This is a genomic window from Bradyrhizobium sp. GW821-FHT13H06 (assembly GCF_058803975.1).
This window is the reverse complement of record NZ_JBXAPN010000003.1, coordinates 730,482-747,230: the sequence shown is the minus strand read 5'-3', so window position 1 is coordinate 747,230 and position 16,749 is coordinate 730,482. Positions and strand designations below refer to the sequence as shown.

General features: G+C 55.4%; 12 protein-coding genes. 7 read left to right on the top strand and 5 right to left on the bottom strand.

Annotated elements, in window-relative coordinates; translation table 11 throughout:
* Nucleotides 1-20 precede the first annotated feature (20 nt).
* Complete coding sequence (locus AC1RQP_RS15880; protein WP_492937646.1) at nucleotides 21-464, bottom strand: hypothetical protein; 444 nt, start codon at nucleotides 462-464, stop codon at nucleotides 21-23.
* 328 nt (nucleotides 465-792) lie between these two features.
* On the opposite strand from AC1RQP_RS15880, the gene AC1RQP_RS15875 reads away from it, so the two are divergent.
* The 3 genes from AC1RQP_RS15875 to AC1RQP_RS15865 all read left to right on the top strand — a co-directional run bounded on the left by AC1RQP_RS15875 (nucleotide 793) and on the right by AC1RQP_RS15865 (nucleotide 3,731).
* Complete coding sequence (locus AC1RQP_RS15875) at nucleotides 793-2,721, top strand: peptidoglycan-binding protein (protein ID WP_492937644.1); 1,929 nt, start codon at nucleotides 793-795, stop codon at nucleotides 2,719-2,721.
* 173 nt (nucleotides 2,722-2,894) lie between these two features.
* Complete coding sequence (locus AC1RQP_RS15870; protein ID WP_492937643.1) at nucleotides 2,895-3,314, top strand: peptidoglycan-binding domain-containing protein; 420 nt, start codon at nucleotides 2,895-2,897, stop codon at nucleotides 3,312-3,314.
* A 180-nt stretch (nucleotides 3,315-3,494) separates the two neighbouring features.
* Nucleotides 3,495-3,731: a hypothetical protein gene (locus AC1RQP_RS15865; protein ID WP_492937641.1), complete on the top strand. Its 237-nt coding sequence runs from the start codon at nucleotides 3,495-3,497 to the stop codon at nucleotides 3,729-3,731.
* Nucleotides 3,732-4,009: 278 nt separating this feature from the next.
* Here the strand turns inward: AC1RQP_RS15865 and AC1RQP_RS15860 are convergent, their stop codons facing one another.
* Entirely contained in the window at nucleotides 4,010-4,369 is a 360-nt protein-coding gene (locus tag AC1RQP_RS15860; protein WP_492937640.1) for a hypothetical protein, read from the bottom strand.
* Between the two features lie 68 nt (nucleotides 4,370-4,437).
* Here AC1RQP_RS15860 and AC1RQP_RS15855 point away from each other — a divergent pair, with 68 nt between their 5' ends.
* From AC1RQP_RS15855 to AC1RQP_RS15840, 4 genes are all read left to right on the top strand, one after another.
* The gene (locus AC1RQP_RS15855; RefSeq protein ID WP_492937639.1) at nucleotides 4,438-6,027 is read left to right on the top strand and encodes a recombinase family protein; all 1,590 of its coding nucleotides are present in this window, start codon (nucleotides 4,438-4,440) and stop codon (nucleotides 6,025-6,027) included.
* Nucleotides 6,005-6,883 carry a plasmid partitioning protein RepB C-terminal domain-containing protein gene (locus AC1RQP_RS15850; RefSeq protein ID WP_492937638.1) on the top strand — a complete coding sequence of 293 codons (879 nt, stop codon included), beginning with the start codon at nucleotides 6,005-6,007 and terminating at the stop codon, nucleotides 6,881-6,883. Before AC1RQP_RS15855 ends, AC1RQP_RS15850 begins: the two co-directional genes overlap by 23 nt.
* Before the next feature lie 93 nt (nucleotides 6,884-6,976).
* Nucleotides 6,977-7,783 carry a plasmid partitioning protein RepB C-terminal domain-containing protein gene (locus AC1RQP_RS15845; protein WP_492937637.1) on the top strand — a complete coding sequence of 269 codons (807 nt, stop codon included), beginning with the start codon at nucleotides 6,977-6,979 and terminating at the stop codon, nucleotides 7,781-7,783.
* Nucleotides 7,784-8,086: 303 nt separating this feature from the next.
* Nucleotides 8,087-10,135, top strand: coding sequence for a DNA/RNA non-specific endonuclease (locus AC1RQP_RS15840; RefSeq protein ID WP_492937636.1), 2,049 nt, complete (start codon nucleotides 8,087-8,089; stop codon nucleotides 10,133-10,135).
* Nucleotides 10,136-10,158: 23 nt separating this feature from the next.
* Here the strand turns inward: AC1RQP_RS15840 and grrM are convergent, their stop codons facing one another.
* The 3 genes from grrM to AC1RQP_RS15825 all read right to left on the bottom strand — a co-directional run bounded on the left by grrM (nucleotide 10,159) and on the right by AC1RQP_RS15825 (nucleotide 16,744).
* On the bottom strand, nucleotides 10,159-11,295 hold the full coding sequence (gene grrM / locus AC1RQP_RS15835) for a cyclophane-forming radical SAM/SPASM peptide maturase GrrM/OscB (protein ID WP_492937635.1): 1,137 nt from the start codon (nucleotides 11,293-11,295) through the stop codon (nucleotides 10,159-10,161).
* Between the two features lie 326 nt (nucleotides 11,296-11,621).
* Complete coding sequence (locus AC1RQP_RS15830; protein WP_492937634.1) at nucleotides 11,622-15,341, bottom strand: nSTAND1 domain-containing NTPase; 3,720 nt, start codon at nucleotides 15,339-15,341, stop codon at nucleotides 11,622-11,624.
* Nucleotides 15,341-16,744, bottom strand: a complete 1,404-nt coding sequence (locus AC1RQP_RS15825) for a hypothetical protein (RefSeq protein ID WP_492937633.1) — start codon at nucleotides 16,742-16,744, stop codon at nucleotides 15,341-15,343. Before AC1RQP_RS15825 ends, AC1RQP_RS15830 begins: the two co-directional genes overlap by 1 nt.
* Nucleotides 16,745-16,749: the final 5 nt, after the last annotated feature.

The window sequence follows — 16,749 nt, the reverse complement described above, 5'->3', positions numbered from 1 at the left end:
TTCGTGTGTGGCAGGAATGTCTAACGGTACCGGTCGAACACGTTCGATGGAGCTCGCCAATCGATGGTGCGGACCTCCCTGTCGCAGGTCACAGCTGCGGGCGCGGCATCCTCAGCGGCCTCGCATCGAAAGCGAAGCCGACGCCGTGCTCCCGCGTCGTCGAATTCCACAGTGAGCCCATAAATTTCCGTACGATAGCGGTAGCGGCGTCCGTGTGTGACGCAGTAGCCAGAAAGTTCGCGAAGTCGTTGACGGCTGATAACATCGTACGGCACGCCTCTTCCATCTTCTCCTCTTCGAACAATATGGGCTTCAATATCGAGAGCAAAGCTTCCGTCATTGCCGACGGCCTTGCAGTCCGTCAACGGTGTATCGCTGCCGTGCGCGTAGGGACAGAAGGCTGACTCGGTCAGGGCTATGCCGACAGAGACAGCGGAGATGCGCAAAAGAGCCAGTATTTCCAAGATAGGCTCACGCGACCGATTGAGACATTGAGTGCCATGATGACAGTCGACGCCTTAGCTGACAATGGCATGTGGTTGACGCCGGCTGACCGTGGGGCCTCTTGACAAATAGGGGGGACTGAGCAACCCTTGCGAGTATATCGATTTCTGTTGAACCTGCGGAAAAATAGGCGGGTTCTTAATTTTTGACCCGTCACGTCCTGTAATTTTATCACGCAACACAGCGGAGGCGAGTGCCATGCCTTCCGAATCATTTAATCAGCCATCAGATCCTACTTCGATCCTATTCCGCAGAAGCGCCACAGGGTTCAGGTCCCCCACAAGTCTTTTGATCAAGATCTTGCAGTCCGCTTTGGCGCAAGCAAACTTCTATGCGCTCAAGGTCGATGGCGAGTACGGCCCCGGGACCGAGAGTGCGATTAAAAGATTTCAAGCGGTCCGCGGATCGACTTCTGACGGTCAATGCCGTGAATCGGACTGGGAGGACATCACGGGCCTTCCTGCGCCATCTTTGTTTGATCGCTGTCTCCATTTGACTGCCGCTTTTGAGGGGACAGGCTTCGAGGGCGCCGTTGGAAACTTCGACGGGGCCGGCGTGACGTTTGGCCTCATCGGCATGACTCTAAAGAGTGATCTACCCGCATTTCTGCGCCTGGTGGAGCGTGAGTATCCAGGTACGCTCGCGCGGGCCTTTGGCGGCAAAGAGCAGATCCTGCGGCAGATCCTAACGGCCTCGCCCGCCGAGAAGGAGAGTTGGGCCAACTCGATCTCGACGGGTGCCAACCGATACGGACTTCAGGCCGAATGGAAAGAAGCTTTCGCGCGGCTCGGATCATTTCCCGAGGTTCAAAAGCTCCAGCTCGAGAATGCGCGCGATCGGTACTGGAAAATCTGCGTTGAAGACGCGAAGCGCTGGCGAGCGGCCGAAGCGCTTGACGTAGCAATGCTTTACGACACCGCCGTCCAGATGGGGGGCGCCGGACGGCGACCAGGGCTGGCAAGCGCTTTGGACGCCCTCATGCGCGCCGAACCAGGTCTTAAGGGACTACCGCGACGCCGCAGATGGGCGCTGATCATCGCGCAGGCGGCAAAGCCCCTTTGGCAGGCGGACGTTCTGAAACGACGGTCGGCGATCGGCGAGGGTGAAGGCACCGTGCATGGCGACCGGTTCAACATGGCGGATTGGGGCCTGGGCTCGTTTTCGGTCGAGCCGGCGGCACTTGAAGATGCTGACACGACGTTCATGCCAGCCTCATTTGGCAGGGTGCCAGGCGCGGATACCCCAGTCATCGTCAGCACGGGTCAAGCCGCCGACCAGCCACCGAGGCCGATCGCTGAACCAATAGCCCCCATGCTCTCCCCCGATGTGGGCTCGCCGGGGCCGCCTGTCCCGGCCCCAGCCCCAGCAGTCATCTCCGCGGCCAATCTTGACCTGGGGCGCGACTACAAGGTCGTCGTGGCAATGGCCCTGTCGCATATTGCACGAGAGCGAATTGATCGCGACTGGGGTGCCTTCCCTGTTGGTGCACTCCTCGAACGGCGGGCTGCAAATCTCCCCCCGGATTTGCGTACGTGGCCTGCCCAGCGCCAAGCTGTCGCACTAGTCCAGCTCATCTGCAAAGACAAGGGGACGAGCCCCGGAGACATCGATGGCTATTGGGGGCAACTGACGGACAACGCATTTGATGGTCTGGTACATCTCCGTGATCACGGGCGACACCCTGCCAACTGGCGTGACGAAGAAGATAATAACGCCAGCGCTCCTAGTGACGCGAATCCGCGAGGTTGGCCGAAAGAAAGCCAGGCCGCCCTGACCGCCTTTTATGGGGCACATGGAGATGAGTGGGCGCTCGTCCCCGTACGATGCCCTTGGCCGCTACAGCTTGCGTGGGAGCCGTATGCTCCCGTCAAGGCGATCAGGTGCCACAAGAAGGTAGCGGACAGCCTGGGTGTCGTGCTCGAGGCGATTCATAAGCATTATGGCGAAGCAGAGCTGAAGCGCCTGCGCCTCGATCTTTTCGGCGGATGCTACAACAACCGCAAGATGCGCGGGGGTGATCAGTGGTCGACCCATGCCTGGGGCATCGCGATCGACTGGGATCCCGATCGCAACGCCCTGAAATGGCACAAGGACAGGGCCAGTCTAGCGCGTCCGGAATACAACGACTGGTGGGCCATTTGGGAGCGCGAGGGCTGGTATAGCCTCGGACGCAAGAGAGATTACGACTGGATGCACGTCCAGGCGGCGTGGCGCTGAATCGGAATGAGCGATCACTTTGCCGCCGCTGGCCGTATCAACTGATTTTCAAATCGGCCTTGAAGCACACTGCTGTTGGACCCGAAAATCAGGCGTGAGGTGGTTGTAGGATCGAAACTGCACGTGAGAGGGCCGCGATACAATTCAGACACAGTTGTTGAGGGAGAATTCCTATGGAAACGCTGCTCATTCAGTTATTGCCCATTATCTTCCGAGCAATCAACGTCGCGCCACAAATTCAGGAAGCTATTAGGATAGGAACACCAGTCGTCAAGGCGGTGGAGGAAAACGCGGGTGATCTCCTGCCCCTGCTAAAGGAAATAGGTAAGCAAAAGTTTCCAGGCATTGATGAGAGATTTGCGCCGGCCGCAGCTGCGTCGACGATGTTTGACCCGATCAGGATAAAATGGCTTCAGACCGCGCTGAATGTCCTCGGTGCCAATCCGACACTTGAAATCGATGGTGAGTACGGGCCCGTGACTAAAGACGCCGTGCTGCAATTCCAAAAGGCCAACAACCTGATAGCCGATGGATGGGCCGGCGATGCCACCCATGCCGCGCTGCAGCTAGCGCTTTCGAAGAGGCCACACTAACAGAGAAAGACCTCCGTTTACTCGACAAAATACTGCTTGCGAGTCTATTAGACGACTCGTCCGCATCCGGCAGTAAACAACATTGTTGCCATCTGGCTTTGAGCGAGCACTATGGCGATCTCGCAGAACGCGGCTTGTTCTACCAATACTTCGACGTGGTCTGCGACCTGAGGTCGCGCGATGACGGGCATCTTCATCAACTACCGCCGGGAAGATACCTCAGGGTGGGAAAGTCGCATGTCATGTGATCTGCGCGCGAACTTCAGCGATGAGGAAGTGTTTGGTGCATGGGCAAACCCGAACCTCGACGAACATGAGAGATCGGAGCAGGTGCGGACACTGATGGCCGCCCGGCTGCACGAGACGCAAAGGCAATTCCTGATGCTCGGAAGCCGCCGCGCATCGAGCCGTAGATAAGGCTAAGCGGGGATTGGGCGAACGCGGTCCGGTTTGGCGAATGACGGCGCTCCGGACCTCAACCGGCGCTTGCCGAGGAACACGCCCTACGCTGAATGATTACGTTCACCTCCCCACGCATGCTCGATGCCCCACAGGCCGCGGACGAGGCTGCCAGGTGTGCTGTGCAAGAGAGGCCAGATTCTTCTGTAGGGCCTCGGCGACGATGTGCCTCGCGATGGCAAATCGCTTCTCTGCGCGCACATTATTCGCGAACTTCAGCACCGAGTTCAGAGGACCTATCTGTCCTGGATCTCAATAACTTCCGAGAGTAAATCAGCTGTCACTTGTAAGCTGTTCCTTACCTCCTCAAGCCTTCGGTTGGATGGCAGCGCCGGCCGATGCGATAGTCTCAAGACGAATTCAAAGAATCGATCCGAATTTCTCATGAGCTGCAATAGATGCTCGCCGCTCGGGCCGTTAGTGCCCGAAAGCCAATTCTTGGCTGTCCTTTCATTAGCCCCCGTCCACCGCATCAGGGTCTTGTGAGCTTGATGGCTGTTGCCCAGCTCTGACTTGAGGACATCGGCGACCAACTTCGCATAAGTTGGCGACGCATTTCCATCCTTTGGAAACTTCTTGCCCGTTTTCGGAAACATGTTTCCTCCCGAGCTAAGTTATAGTTTCAAATACTCGATCATTCATTCTTGACGCTAGTAGGGCGACGATGTTGCAGGACACGTCTCATAAAGGCGCTGAACTGGAAAGCCGGGCCGGCAAACCCGCGGCGGAATACGTGCGGATGTCGACCGACCACCAACAATATTCCACAGCGAACCAGTCACAAGCGATCCGCGAGTACGCTGCCCGTCACGGCCTTCGTATCGAAAAGACGTACGAGGACAGTGGCAAGAGCGGCCTCAATCTTGATGACCGGCAGGCTCTCAAACAGCTCATCGAGGATGTTCAAAACGGTTCGGCCGACTTTTCGACGGTCCTCGTCTACGATGTAAGTCGCTGGGGCCGCTTCCAAGACGCGGACGAAAGCGCCTATTACGAATACATCTGCAAACGCGCCGGCATCTCGGTTCGCTACTGCGCGGAGCAATTCGAGAATGATGGAAGCCCGGTGTCGACCATCGTCAAGGGCGTCAAGCGCGCGATGGCCGGCGAGTACAGTCGAGAACTGTCAGTCAAAGTGTTTGCCGGGCAGCGGCGCTTGATCGAGCTTGGTTATCGCCAAGGCGGGCCGGCCGGATTCGGATTGAGACGGCAATTAATCGATCAAAATGGTGTCGCCAAAGCGGAGCTGGTTCGTGGCGAGCACAAAAGCATCCAAACCGACAGAATCGTGCTCATCCCCGGCCCCGAACAAGAAATCGAGACCATCCGGTTCATCTACGAGGCCTTCGTCGTTCAAGGCAAGAGCGAGCGGGAAATCGCGGACAGCCTCAATGCCAGAGGCATCACCACCGATCTCGATCGCTCCTGGAGCAGGGCGACCGTGCATCAGATCCTCATCAACGAGAAGTACATTGGCAACAATGTCTGGAACAGATGCTCATGCAAGCTCAAGGGACGTCGGATCTACAATCCCCCTGAAAGTTGGATACGTCATGACCAAGCTTTTGAGCCTATCGTCGACGAAGACACATTTAGATCCGCGCAAATCATCATTTCCGATCGCTCAAAGCGCTATTCCGATGAGGAGCTTCTCGATGTGCTCCGCGGGCTCTTGGAGCAACACGGCTATCTCTCCGGAATCATCATAGATGAACTCGAGGTCGGTCCGTCCAGCAGCGCTTATCGCACTCGCTTTGGGAGCCTGATCCGCGCCTACGAACTCATTGGGTTCAGCCCAGACCGGGACTACCGCTACATCGAGATCAATCGCGTGCTGCGTCGGATGTATCCGGACTTTATTGCCGCGACGGTGCTCGGGATCGAAGAGATCGGAGGATCGGTCCGACAGGACGCCGAAACCGACCTTCTCACCGTCAATGACGAATTCACCGCTTCCCTCTGCTTGGTCCGGTCGCAAGAGACCATGGCTGGCTCCTACCGCTGGAAGATCCGCTTCGATGCGGGTCTGCGGCCGGACATCACGGTAGCGATCCGGATGAACCAGATGAACAGTGGCGTACTCGACTACTATCTTTTGCCACGCTTCGAGATGGAAGCCGATCAGCTTGCCCTCGCCGAACACAATGGCCTGGCACTAGATGCCTATCGCTATGACGCGCTCGATATGCTGTTTGAACTCGCGGCGCGCTCGCAACTGATGGAGGTCAGCTATGGGATCGGCGCAATGCATTGAGATCATTCCGGTCGGAGCCATCGATGTCGTCAATCCACGCGCACGCAATCGCCGGATTTTCAAGGAGATCGTCACGAGTGTCGCCGAACTCGGGCTGAAGCGGCCGATCACGGTCAAACGGAAGACGAGCGAAGGTGAGCCGCGGTACGACCTCGTGTGCGGACAAGGGCGCCTGGAAGCTTATCAGGCGCTCGGGCAACGAGAGATTCCTGCCGTCGTGGTCGATGCCAGCAATGAAGACAGCGCCATTATGAGCCTGGTTGAGAACTGCGCCCGCCGTCAGCACCGCGCGATTGACCTCCTGCATGACATCGAGGGGCTGCGAGGGCGTGGCTACGATTTCGATGATATCGCCCGCAAAACCGGACTTAGCATCGAGTATGTCAAGGGCGTGAGTAGCCTGTTGGAGAGCGGCGAGCATCGGTTGCTCCGCGCCGTCGAGGCTGGACAGATGCCGGTCAGCATTGCCGTCATGATCTCGCAAGCACAGGACGCCGACATCCAATCCGTGCTGCAGCAAGCCTATGAGGAAAAGCTCCTGAGAGGGCAACGGCTTCTCGCAGCCAAGAAGCTGATCGAGCAGCGGCGACGTCGGGGCAAGGGGTATAAGACCGGCCCGAGACGAACCGATGGGTTGCCGATGAGCTCCAATGCGCTGTTACGGGCCTACCGACAGGATGTTGACCGCAAGCGGGTGCTGATCCGCAAGTCTAATAGCACCAAGGCCCGTCTGATCTTCATTCTTGAAGCCCTGCGCAAGCTTTTGGTTGAGCCGGAATTTCTGTCAATATTGGAGGACGAAAGGCTCGATACGTTGCCCAAGAACTTGGCGCTACGGCTGCATGGGCAGGGCTAGGCGATGGCGCGCCGACCTCACATTTCGGTGCGAATGGGCTTTGAGGAACGGACCGCCATGGTCAGGCTGGCCGATATCCAGCCCTTGAAGCTGGTGTCCGAGGAGGTGAAGCGTTCGCCAAAGTATCGGCAGATCGCCGCCTCCGTCGGCGAGATCGGGTTGGTCGAGCCGCCTGTGGTGGCGCGAAGCCGCGACAATTCCGGCAAATTCCTGCTTCTGGACGGCCATTTACGCCTGGAGGTGTTGCGAGACCGCGGGCTGCTCGAGGTCGAATGCCTGATCTCAACGGAAGATGAAGCCTTCACCTACAACAAGCGCGTCAACCGCATCGCGATCATTCAAGAGCACCGTATGATCCTAAAGGCGATCGAGAACGGCGTCTCGGAAGCCAGGATTGCCAAGGCGCTGAATGTCGATGTTGCCAGTATCCGCAGGCGCCGCAAGCTCTTGGACGGCATCTGCGTGGAGGCCGTCGACCTGCTCAAAGAAAAGCATCTAACCCTCAACTCGTTCTCTGAGCTGCGCAAGCTCGCGCCCTTGCGGCAGATCGAAGCCGCCGAGTTGATGATCGCGATGAACAACTTCTCGAACAGCTATGTGCGCTCTCTAGTGGCGGCGACGCCGCGCAATCAGCTGGCGGCCGGCTACACCCCGCGCGCCCCCAAGGGCCTGTCGGATGAGCAATTGTCGTTGATGGAGCGGGAATCGGCCTCGCTCGCCCGGGAATTCAAAGTGGCTGAACAGACCTACGGCACCGACCACCTCGATCTGGTTCTGGCGGTCGGCTTCGTCTCAAAGCTGCTGCGCAACGGCCGGGTGGTCGGCTATCTCGCCAAGCACTTCCAGGAACTGCTGTTTGAATTCCAGCGGATCACGGAATCCGAGGCAAACGCGGCCTGAACGCCCAGGTGCAATTGAATCGACTTGGTCGCATTCGCGTACGCGTTGTTATGAAACCATTCGGCCGGCGGCCGAGCGCTTAACGTGTGATCGCAGAGCCAAGCTCAGCGCCCCTCGCGTAGTGCGCGGTTATGGGATCTTTTGCTAGCTTCCAAACCTATGGTTGCACGATTTTTCACTTGTGATCTACTTCACCGGCAACGCCTAGCACCTCGCCAAAAGGACGACGTGCGGGAGTGCACAGGCATGAGGCTGCACCCAAGGTCGCAATCTAGCTAAGTAAGTTCGTAAAGGGGGCACGAGATGGGAGCGATTGAGCAGCAACTGGCGCGCTTACGCGCCTTCAATGACCTGGTGCATGATAGCGATCCAGAATTGTCGGCTGAGAGTGCCGATCACGGACGAGCACGCCCAGGGCTCGAATCTGTGGCACCGGCCCGGCCTCCGGAAGAAGCGCTCGCATTAGAAAGTATTGTCCTGCGTCGCACACGGCCTGTTCTCGCAATCCGAGACAACATCGCGAAGCTGGATTTTGTTGACAAGGCTGACAGCGAGATCTGGTTAGCGCGATTGCGCAAGGCAGAATCCAGGCTTACCCAAGCAATTCGCGCTGTCGGGCGCATTGATCTTCAAGGCGGGCGACTAGACTGGGCCGGTACTGGCTGGCTCGTTGCAGAGAATATTCTTGTAACGAACCGGCATGTGGCGCGCGAGTTTGCCACAACAGAGGGAAGTGGTCTTACTTTTCGGTCCGGTCTGGACGGACAGATGAGCGCCTGCATCGACTTCCTTCAGGAGATAGACAATCCAGCGAGGCTTGTTTTCAAGCTGGTCAGACCGTTGCATATATCGGCAGAACCGGGACCAGATTTAGCATTTTTCGAGGTCGATATCACAAACGGTAGCTCAAAGCTGGCGATGCCGATCGGCCTTGCCGCTGAAATAGGGATCGCGCGGAACGTCGCCACAATAGGCTATCCAGCCTACGATAGCCGCATTCCCGAGCCGGATCTGATGGAGAATATTTTCGGCAGAATCTATAACAAAAAGCGGCTTGCACCGGGAGCAATAACGGATATCGAGCCGACGCGCATTCTACACAATTGCACTACGCTCGGCGGAAACTCCGGTTCTGCCGTCATTGATCTCGAAAGCGGAGAGGCGCTCGGCCTCCATTTCAGTGGCAGCTTTCTTGCCACCAATTACGCGGTCCGCGCCGACATCGTCAAACGCCTGCTGGAGAACCTTCGTACAAGAACGCTAGCGTCTCCTAAAGTAAGCGCTCGCAAGTCATTCCAGCCAGTCATGGTTCCGACTCCGCCCGACAAGCTAGCATCGACCGCACGCAATAGCGCCAGCATCACCATCCCAATTACAGTAACAATTTCAGTCGGCGACGCTAGGAGATCTCCTGGCATCGCGCAGCCCAACCCACCCTCGGCAATGGTCAGCTGTGACAATGACGCAGTCGAGGGAGAAGAGGCGAGAGCTGAGGACTACCGTGATCGGGCTGGATATCGAGCCACTTTTTTGGGGATGGACGAATTGAGAGTTGATTTGCCTGCTGTAGAACGTGGCTCCGACGACGTCCTGGAGTTCGAATTCAATGGAAAGATAGAAACCGAATTGCGCTATGAGCACTATTCGATTGTGATGAGCCGCAGTCGACGCATGTGCTTGCTCAGCGCCGTCAATATCGACGGCGCTCTCTCAAGAAAAAGCGCGAGGGTGGGTTGGAAATGGGATCCACGAATAGCCAAATCGCAGCAGATCATGAATGAATGCTACGGCAACCCACCGAGATTTAGCCGCGGCCACATGACGCGGCGGGAAGATCCAGGTTGGGGTGATCTAAAGGCGGCCAGGCGGGGCAACGAAGATTCGATGCACGTCACGAATGTGGCTCCGCAAATGCAAGCCTTCAATTCGCCGATATGGCTAGCTCTTGAGGACTACGCACTAGACCACGCTCGAGAAGACGAAATGAAGATTTCAGTATTCACCGGTCCATATTTCGAAAAGCACGATCCTGAGAGATTTGGAGTCCGGATACCTTTGGCATTTTGGAAAGTGATAGCATTTGTCCATGATAGGACTGGGAAGCTGTGCGCGACCGGCTATGAGATGGATCAAGAAAGCACACTTCCTGAAGAGGAATTCGTCTTCGGGGCCTTCACATCACCACAGCTGAGTGTAGCGACGCAGGTACCCGTTCATTCGATAGCGGCGCGCAGCGGCATTAATTTTGGCAAGCTAGCGAGTTTCGACCCGTTGGTGACCACGGAAGAGACGCTCAGCGGTCTAAAGCGAGCGCCCCTTAGAACGTTGGAACAAATTCGCTTCATCGGGTGATTTTGTGAACTGCACAAGTAGTTCTAAAGCACGCTTTTCGCGCTATCGCTGTTGCAATCGTGACTAACTTCCTTCAGGAATTCGTTGAGAGCATCTGCAGCTGTTTGGATGGAAAGTCTGCAGAAGGAAGTCTCGCTCGATACCAAGGTCTTGTTCTCAGCTAATTTGTTACTGGGTGATCCGCCTCCACATACCGGGAAGTAGTGGCACGTCTTGCGGCAAAGTTCGACTCCCGCGGCCACTTCGTCTGCCGTTTGTTTGACGACTAAGCTTTCGAGGACGTCAGAAAACTCGCCTTGAAGAATGTTGCCAAAGGAGAAGTCGTTATGCTCAACCGATTTTAGCTCCATAAATTCAGGCGAGAACGTTGTGATGTCTCCATTTGCGGCAATGGCGATAATGTCCCAGGGCCTAACCTGCTCGTTATAGACAGGCACGCCCTCGGAATGAATTTGCGCAATCCGTTCGATATCACGTATGTGAAGCAAATAGCGCTCAGAAAACGCGAGCCTTAACAGCGTTCGCAAAAATACAACTATAGCAGATTTGTAATCGGCTCCATCGAAGGAACTCACCGGATTTGATCCAACAGCCTCGTCAATGGAGAAGCTAACGTGGCTTACTTCATTACTTTTGTAGAACCGGTAATATTCATCGGCTGCCGACAGGCTACTAGGACTCAGTACGGAAATGGCGTGGACATGCAGCCCTGCCCCTTGGAGGCGGTGAAAGTTTCTAATTACGAGCGACCACGTCGCTTCCCCCGCACGGGTCTTCCTTCTTGCATTGTGAAAGCGCTCCGGACCATCAATAGAGATGCCAACATGAATGTCATTCTGGCGCAAAAACTCGATCCATTCTGATGAGATCGCAACACCGTTTGTTTGAATAGCGAACGTCGTACCCGGCGGAGAAACACGACGAAGTTTTTCATAGGTCCGCTGGTACCAACTAATTGGCGCTACCGTGGGCTCGCCGGCGTGCCATACGACCCTAGGCGCTGCATCGCTATCCAATTGAGAGAACAGCTTCTCGCAGATTGCATCGACCACTTCGGCAGCCATCAAACGGCGATCGTTTCGGTTCCCTAAGTAGCAGTACTCGCAATCGATGTTGCAGTACGGGGTTGACTGGAGGACGATCAATCGTGGGTTCAGCATGGCTCAACAACGCCGCCAATACCCGTACCAGCACCCTTGAGCTAACCGCACAAGATCCTTTTCTTTGGATTGTGGACCGTCTGAAGTCGATGCCTGCTCCAAGAGACCTGGCGCGCGTCCAAGAATCTGAACGTCGGCGATACCGTTAACATTTCCCGCACCGATAGTTGCGTCGACGGTCGATAGAGCTAGTATGAAAGAATAGGGAATACTTAGCTTATGAACGGACATTTTATTCGCCCTCCTGCTGTTTTCGCGAACCGAGTTCCTTTTTGAGTACAATGGCTGTAGTCGCGGGGAGCAAAACCCTCAGGCTAGTCTCAATTTTATTGGCACGGCTGAGGCGCCCCCTTCGCCTTAAACCAGTTGAGCATTTCGGCCTCAGACAAAGTGGAACTGCCGTCCTCAAGCTGCGCAATCCGACAAGCCTCTCGCACCAGTCCCTCTGTAGTCTTTAGCGCCTCAAGCTCGGTTTTACGCTTCTCGAGATCGAGAGAAAATACGCGCACCTGATTTGGTGCTGCGAAGGTCTCTTGCCGGATCAAGAATGCATATTTTCCATCTGGGCTAATGCTCAACGCGCCGGTCTCATAACCGCCCCGTATCCCGGTAAGCATTGTTTTATCTTGATTAAGAGGGCTCGGAAGGCCTGCAGTGTCGGGGCGCAGATCCACCACCGCTAGGCCATGGTCGGTTGGCCAACCCACGCGCCAAGATTTTTCGCCAATTGGAGCAGCTGCAAAGATTGCTTGAGTCTGGGGGAAGACTGGTGAAACGTTGTTGATGAAATCGGCACTTAGATGCTCCAGTGAGAAGGCTATCGGGTCGGCAATTTTACCGCCTTCGATTGCGATTAGATGCAGCTTCACCTTTCCATCTACGCCGTCGTCGCGAACCACGACGGAGCCGCAATTGCGTGCGATGGCGACCGCACCGCCAGTAGCCAACAAGCCATTGAGCTTCTTGCGTTCGATTTTCGTTGCACCATCAGTGCGGATCCAAACGAAGAAACCTGGCATAACGTCATTTTTCGAGAGAAGTTCGCTATCAGTTTCTTTGCCCAAGAATGCGTGAGCACTGCAGTCTTCGGATAGAACTGGCTGCCTAAACGCCTGCCGTTCCGCTGGCGACCAATCAAGCTGAACCTTTTTTACGTCAGCAGATGGAGGATATCCTCCCTTACTGCGATCGAGGTCTATCAGACTCATTTCATTAATTGTGCCATTCGCGAAGTGAGGCATGACGATCTTCACGTGATCATCGAGTATAATGACTCGCTGGATCCATTCGCCTGGTGAACGACTCTCTGCGGACAGTTGAAGGGCTTTAGTAAACTGCGTTCCTTCTCTTCCAACCCAAAGCGCGCCCGAAACGCTGCGAAATGCGGCAATTGCTTCGCCGTTCTTCTCCCTTACAAAACCGATCGTTGGGGGTGGAGCAATGTCCGGCTCACTTGTGTCAACGGGCAACTCTATCGGCGTTCCGCTACTCATATTCGATAGATCGTGCACAATTAGGGGGTCGTTTTTCTTCTTTAGCGTGACAACACGCTTACCGTCAGCGCTCCACGCAGCCGCAGCGAACGTTCCTCCGAAGATCGGCGAACGAAGCAACAACTCCCTCGTCTGTCGCCTGAGATCGTTAGCGTCTAACGCTAGCCAGCCAATCAAAGTATCACTGTCACGAAGCGTCGAAGCCAGCAGGAGGAGCCTTTCGCGGAACTGGCTCGATCGACTGTTGGAGGCATAGTCAGAAAATAGTGCCGACCTCTGCTGTAGCGGCCAAACGCTCAGATAAAGCACCGCGCCAACTAGTGGTGGGAGTATAAGCAAATAAGCCAATGCGTTGGCTCTAATTGCTCGAAGCGTACGTCCCGTTACAGGCCTGAGAGGCGCTTTCTTCCCTTTAATTGTTGCCCGGACCTCCTTCACCAGGCCTATTCCGAAGTACGTCGATACCTTGTTCGTTTGCGTTTCGATGTCAGTGTGCCAGCGATAAGCTTTGGTCCAAACAGATTCTATTCGCTGCAGCGCTTGAGCTTGATCGATGTCAGCGTCGCCTAGTCGTGCGCGATTGGCTATCCAAGCTGGATTGAAGACCGCGCCTGGACCAAAAACGCGCTCCAGCTCTCGACACATAGCTTCCGAGAATTTCGCCCCAGCGCTGCTTAAGTCGGTTAAGAAGTAGCTGGACCACGCGTTCCGCAGGGTTCGTGATATGCTCGCGATTGACTTGCGCAGCAACACAGAGAATGAGCTGGATTTCGGATAGCTCTTTACCTCCGTCCCAGCAGCTAATAGCACCGCATTTGCTCGGATAAGAGCATCGGTCACTCTCCTCGCGTCCGCCAACCACGCTTGATACTCAGACGAGTTGCGAATGAGCGCCTCATGACTGACGTCATATGGCTCGCCGTTCTCCCCGCCCTGCAGGTAATCTCGATTTTTGAAGAAGGAGAGGATGTTCTTTAGCTCATCAGCATTCGCCTGTTCATAGGAGGCGGCAAGAATCTCCTCGGCGCTTGCTGGTCTTCGGGCATCATTTCCCTTATCGTCGCGCGTGGCGAGCGCGACGAAGGTCGCCTGAACAAGTCGAAGGCGTCTATGCATTCCGCTGTCGTTGTCGGGCCACGCCTCCCTCTCATCCCAGCGTTTGCCGATAACTGCCTCGCTCAGCGTAACCGCGAACGCAGTGTCGAAGCACCTTTCGAGCAAATTTCTTGGAACAACAGCAACGTCAAGTTCCTCTGATTGGGTGGTCCTACGAATCCACTCCCGAAGCTCTTGGACGCGTCCTCTTCTTGCAGCGATCCAACCCTTTAGATCGGAAAGCTCCACTACTGCGGTCTCTGCCTCATCCATACCCCAGCGACCGACTGCTGCGCCCCAACTAATGCGCAAGTAATGCTGGAACAATGGAAGCAAATCGGCTTGGTGTCGCCGACGGCTCTCCGTTTGAACGTAAGTTGCGGTCGCCCCCTCCTGGAATTTCTTGATTGAACCAGTAAGCTTTTCCATGAACTCGATCGAAAAGGGCGCGCTTCCCTGCTCATGATTGCTTTCGGTTCCTGGACCTTCAGAAACGCCTATGCCCCACGCAGCCAAAGTTTCATGACCGGGACTGATCGTCGCTAACTTGAGTGCATCAATACTCGGCCTATCGATCAGATAGAAGCCCCAGTTAATTATGGGCGCCAGTCCCTCGATTTCGACGCAGCGATGCAGCTCTTCTGAGCGCAGAGTGACCACGATCACGAGGGACTCGTCTCGATGCTGGCTGGCATAGGTCAATAGAGAAACGATTGTCTTGATGTCTCGTTGCTTATTGGCCTGAACCTTATCGCGGAACAGCTCTTCGAACTGGTCTATCAGCAGGAGTAGATTCACCTTTCCTGACCTAACGCTGTCACGCAGTTCCGCTAGCTGCGAGTCGATATCATCTAGCTTTGCTAGAAAGTCGTAGACTCCAGAAACGGTTAAGGTGCCGCCCGGCCTGACAACGGCGTCGATACGTTTCCGCAATTCCCCTAACCAGCAATCATCTTTCTGCTCGGACACTGTTCTTCCGCCGAATACTTCGGCAAAAACAGAAGTGCCTTGCTTGAGTGCGAGCAGAGGCAGGCAAACGTCCGCCCAAAGTGCATCGAATAGTCTCTGGCTCGGATCGTCCCCTGGACGGAAGCTCAACGTGTACCATCGTCCTCTCCGGCCGGGTATCCTGCCGACATCATTGAGCCGCGGCAGCACTCCCGCGAGAACAAGGGAAGATTTCCCCGACCCTGAGCCACCAAGAATGACGACGACATTCCTTTCTGCCAAGCGCTTGCGTAAATCTCCAGCTTCCTTCACACGCCCGAAGAACAGCCTCGCCTCCCTAGGAGTGAAGGCCCGCAGTCCTGGATAGGGCCGAGGTGAAGGGAGGGGAAACCCGTGCTCGTCTTTCGGCAGCGAAGATTGGTGCGACGAACCAACTGCGCCACTGCCGATGCGCTCAGCTTCAAATGCGGCTGAAAATTGCGATATTGGCTTTCGCTTGCCGGATTCCATTAGTTCGCTCTCAGCAGTTCATCGACCATCCTCTTTATTTTGCGCTCATCGGAAGTTTCGAGTTTCGCGGCCTCGCCGTCCTTCTTCATGCCAACGACTGTCCAGTCTCGATGCAAATATGAGTATGGATATCCACCGCGAGGCAGCTTGTCGGCGGACGCCATAATGACTGCGAGCTTGATTACTTTCTTTGTCGGTATACCCTTTGTCCTGATGATTGGTTCTAGCAGGCCGTCATACTCTTTGAGTCTGTCCTGAAACGCCCACAGCGCCGCATTGCGATCGTCCGTGAGACTCAAATTCAAATCGTGAATGGCAATGATAAGCCCATCTCGTGCCGCGTCATTATTTACAATTTCATCGAGTTCATCCGTCAAGCTTTCGGAGCTTTCAGTCGACGTAGCCTCTAAGTAAAGCATTTGCGGATATGGTGGCTTGCACGTTCCCATTGTTCGAGAAACTATTACTTCAATCAGCTTGTTCTCGATCAGCTTGTTCTCGCCTGGGTGCTCTATTCTGAGTGCAGGCGGCCACCGTTCTAGTCGTAGCCGTGAACGTAAGACAGTTACGAGATCGGCAACCGGCTGTTGATTGAGGAGTAGCCTTTCTTGCGAAAGCCGCGATTCAACGGCTTTGTGTCTTGGGGGGCGCAGCTCATCGCCATTCGTCAGCGGCTCTTGATCGGCCTTGCTCTCATTCGCAAAACCTCCATCACTATCGCAATTCCAGATAACGATCTGAGAGGCGTCGATTGCGCCGTCCATTTCAAGCTTTTGGGCAATTTTTCGCGGTAGCGTAATCAGCGGCTCCAAGTCATCATCTATGCTGTCCGTATTGACCACGCGAACGAAAAGCGCTTCTGCATCGCCTGTTTCAGCACGCTTGGCGTGGCGAGCATTCCACATATCATGCCAATCAATCACATCAACCTTTTCGTCCTTAAAGGCTTGCTGAAGCACGATTTGCAGAGTTTCTCGTGATTTGGCCACAGGCGGTGCGCTATAGGCTGCCGATTCACCGAGAAGAATTATGCGGCTTAGCCTTGCTGGCGGCTTGCGCGGGTCAAACTTCTCGCCGTGCCGTTTGGCATCAGACGCCGGCTCTTGTGACTCTTTCGGTCGAGCGCTTGCTACAATGTGCCTCAGTTCGCTCGCATTGTGATCGCCGGGATTGACTTGTTCAAGTCTGCTCGCGAGCTCTTCAAATAATCTCGGAAGTTGCAAGTCCCTATTCAATCGGTCCAGCATTTGCTGAAGCCATGGCTCGTACTGCAGATCGTCTGAAAGTCCTGGGTTACGAAGTTCGAGATCACTTATTGCAGTAATCACTTCTGATCGTTCAGTCCGATCGAAGAGAATCTTCCGCGCCCTTCCGATCGCCGCTCCGCTAATTTTCCAGCTCATAACAA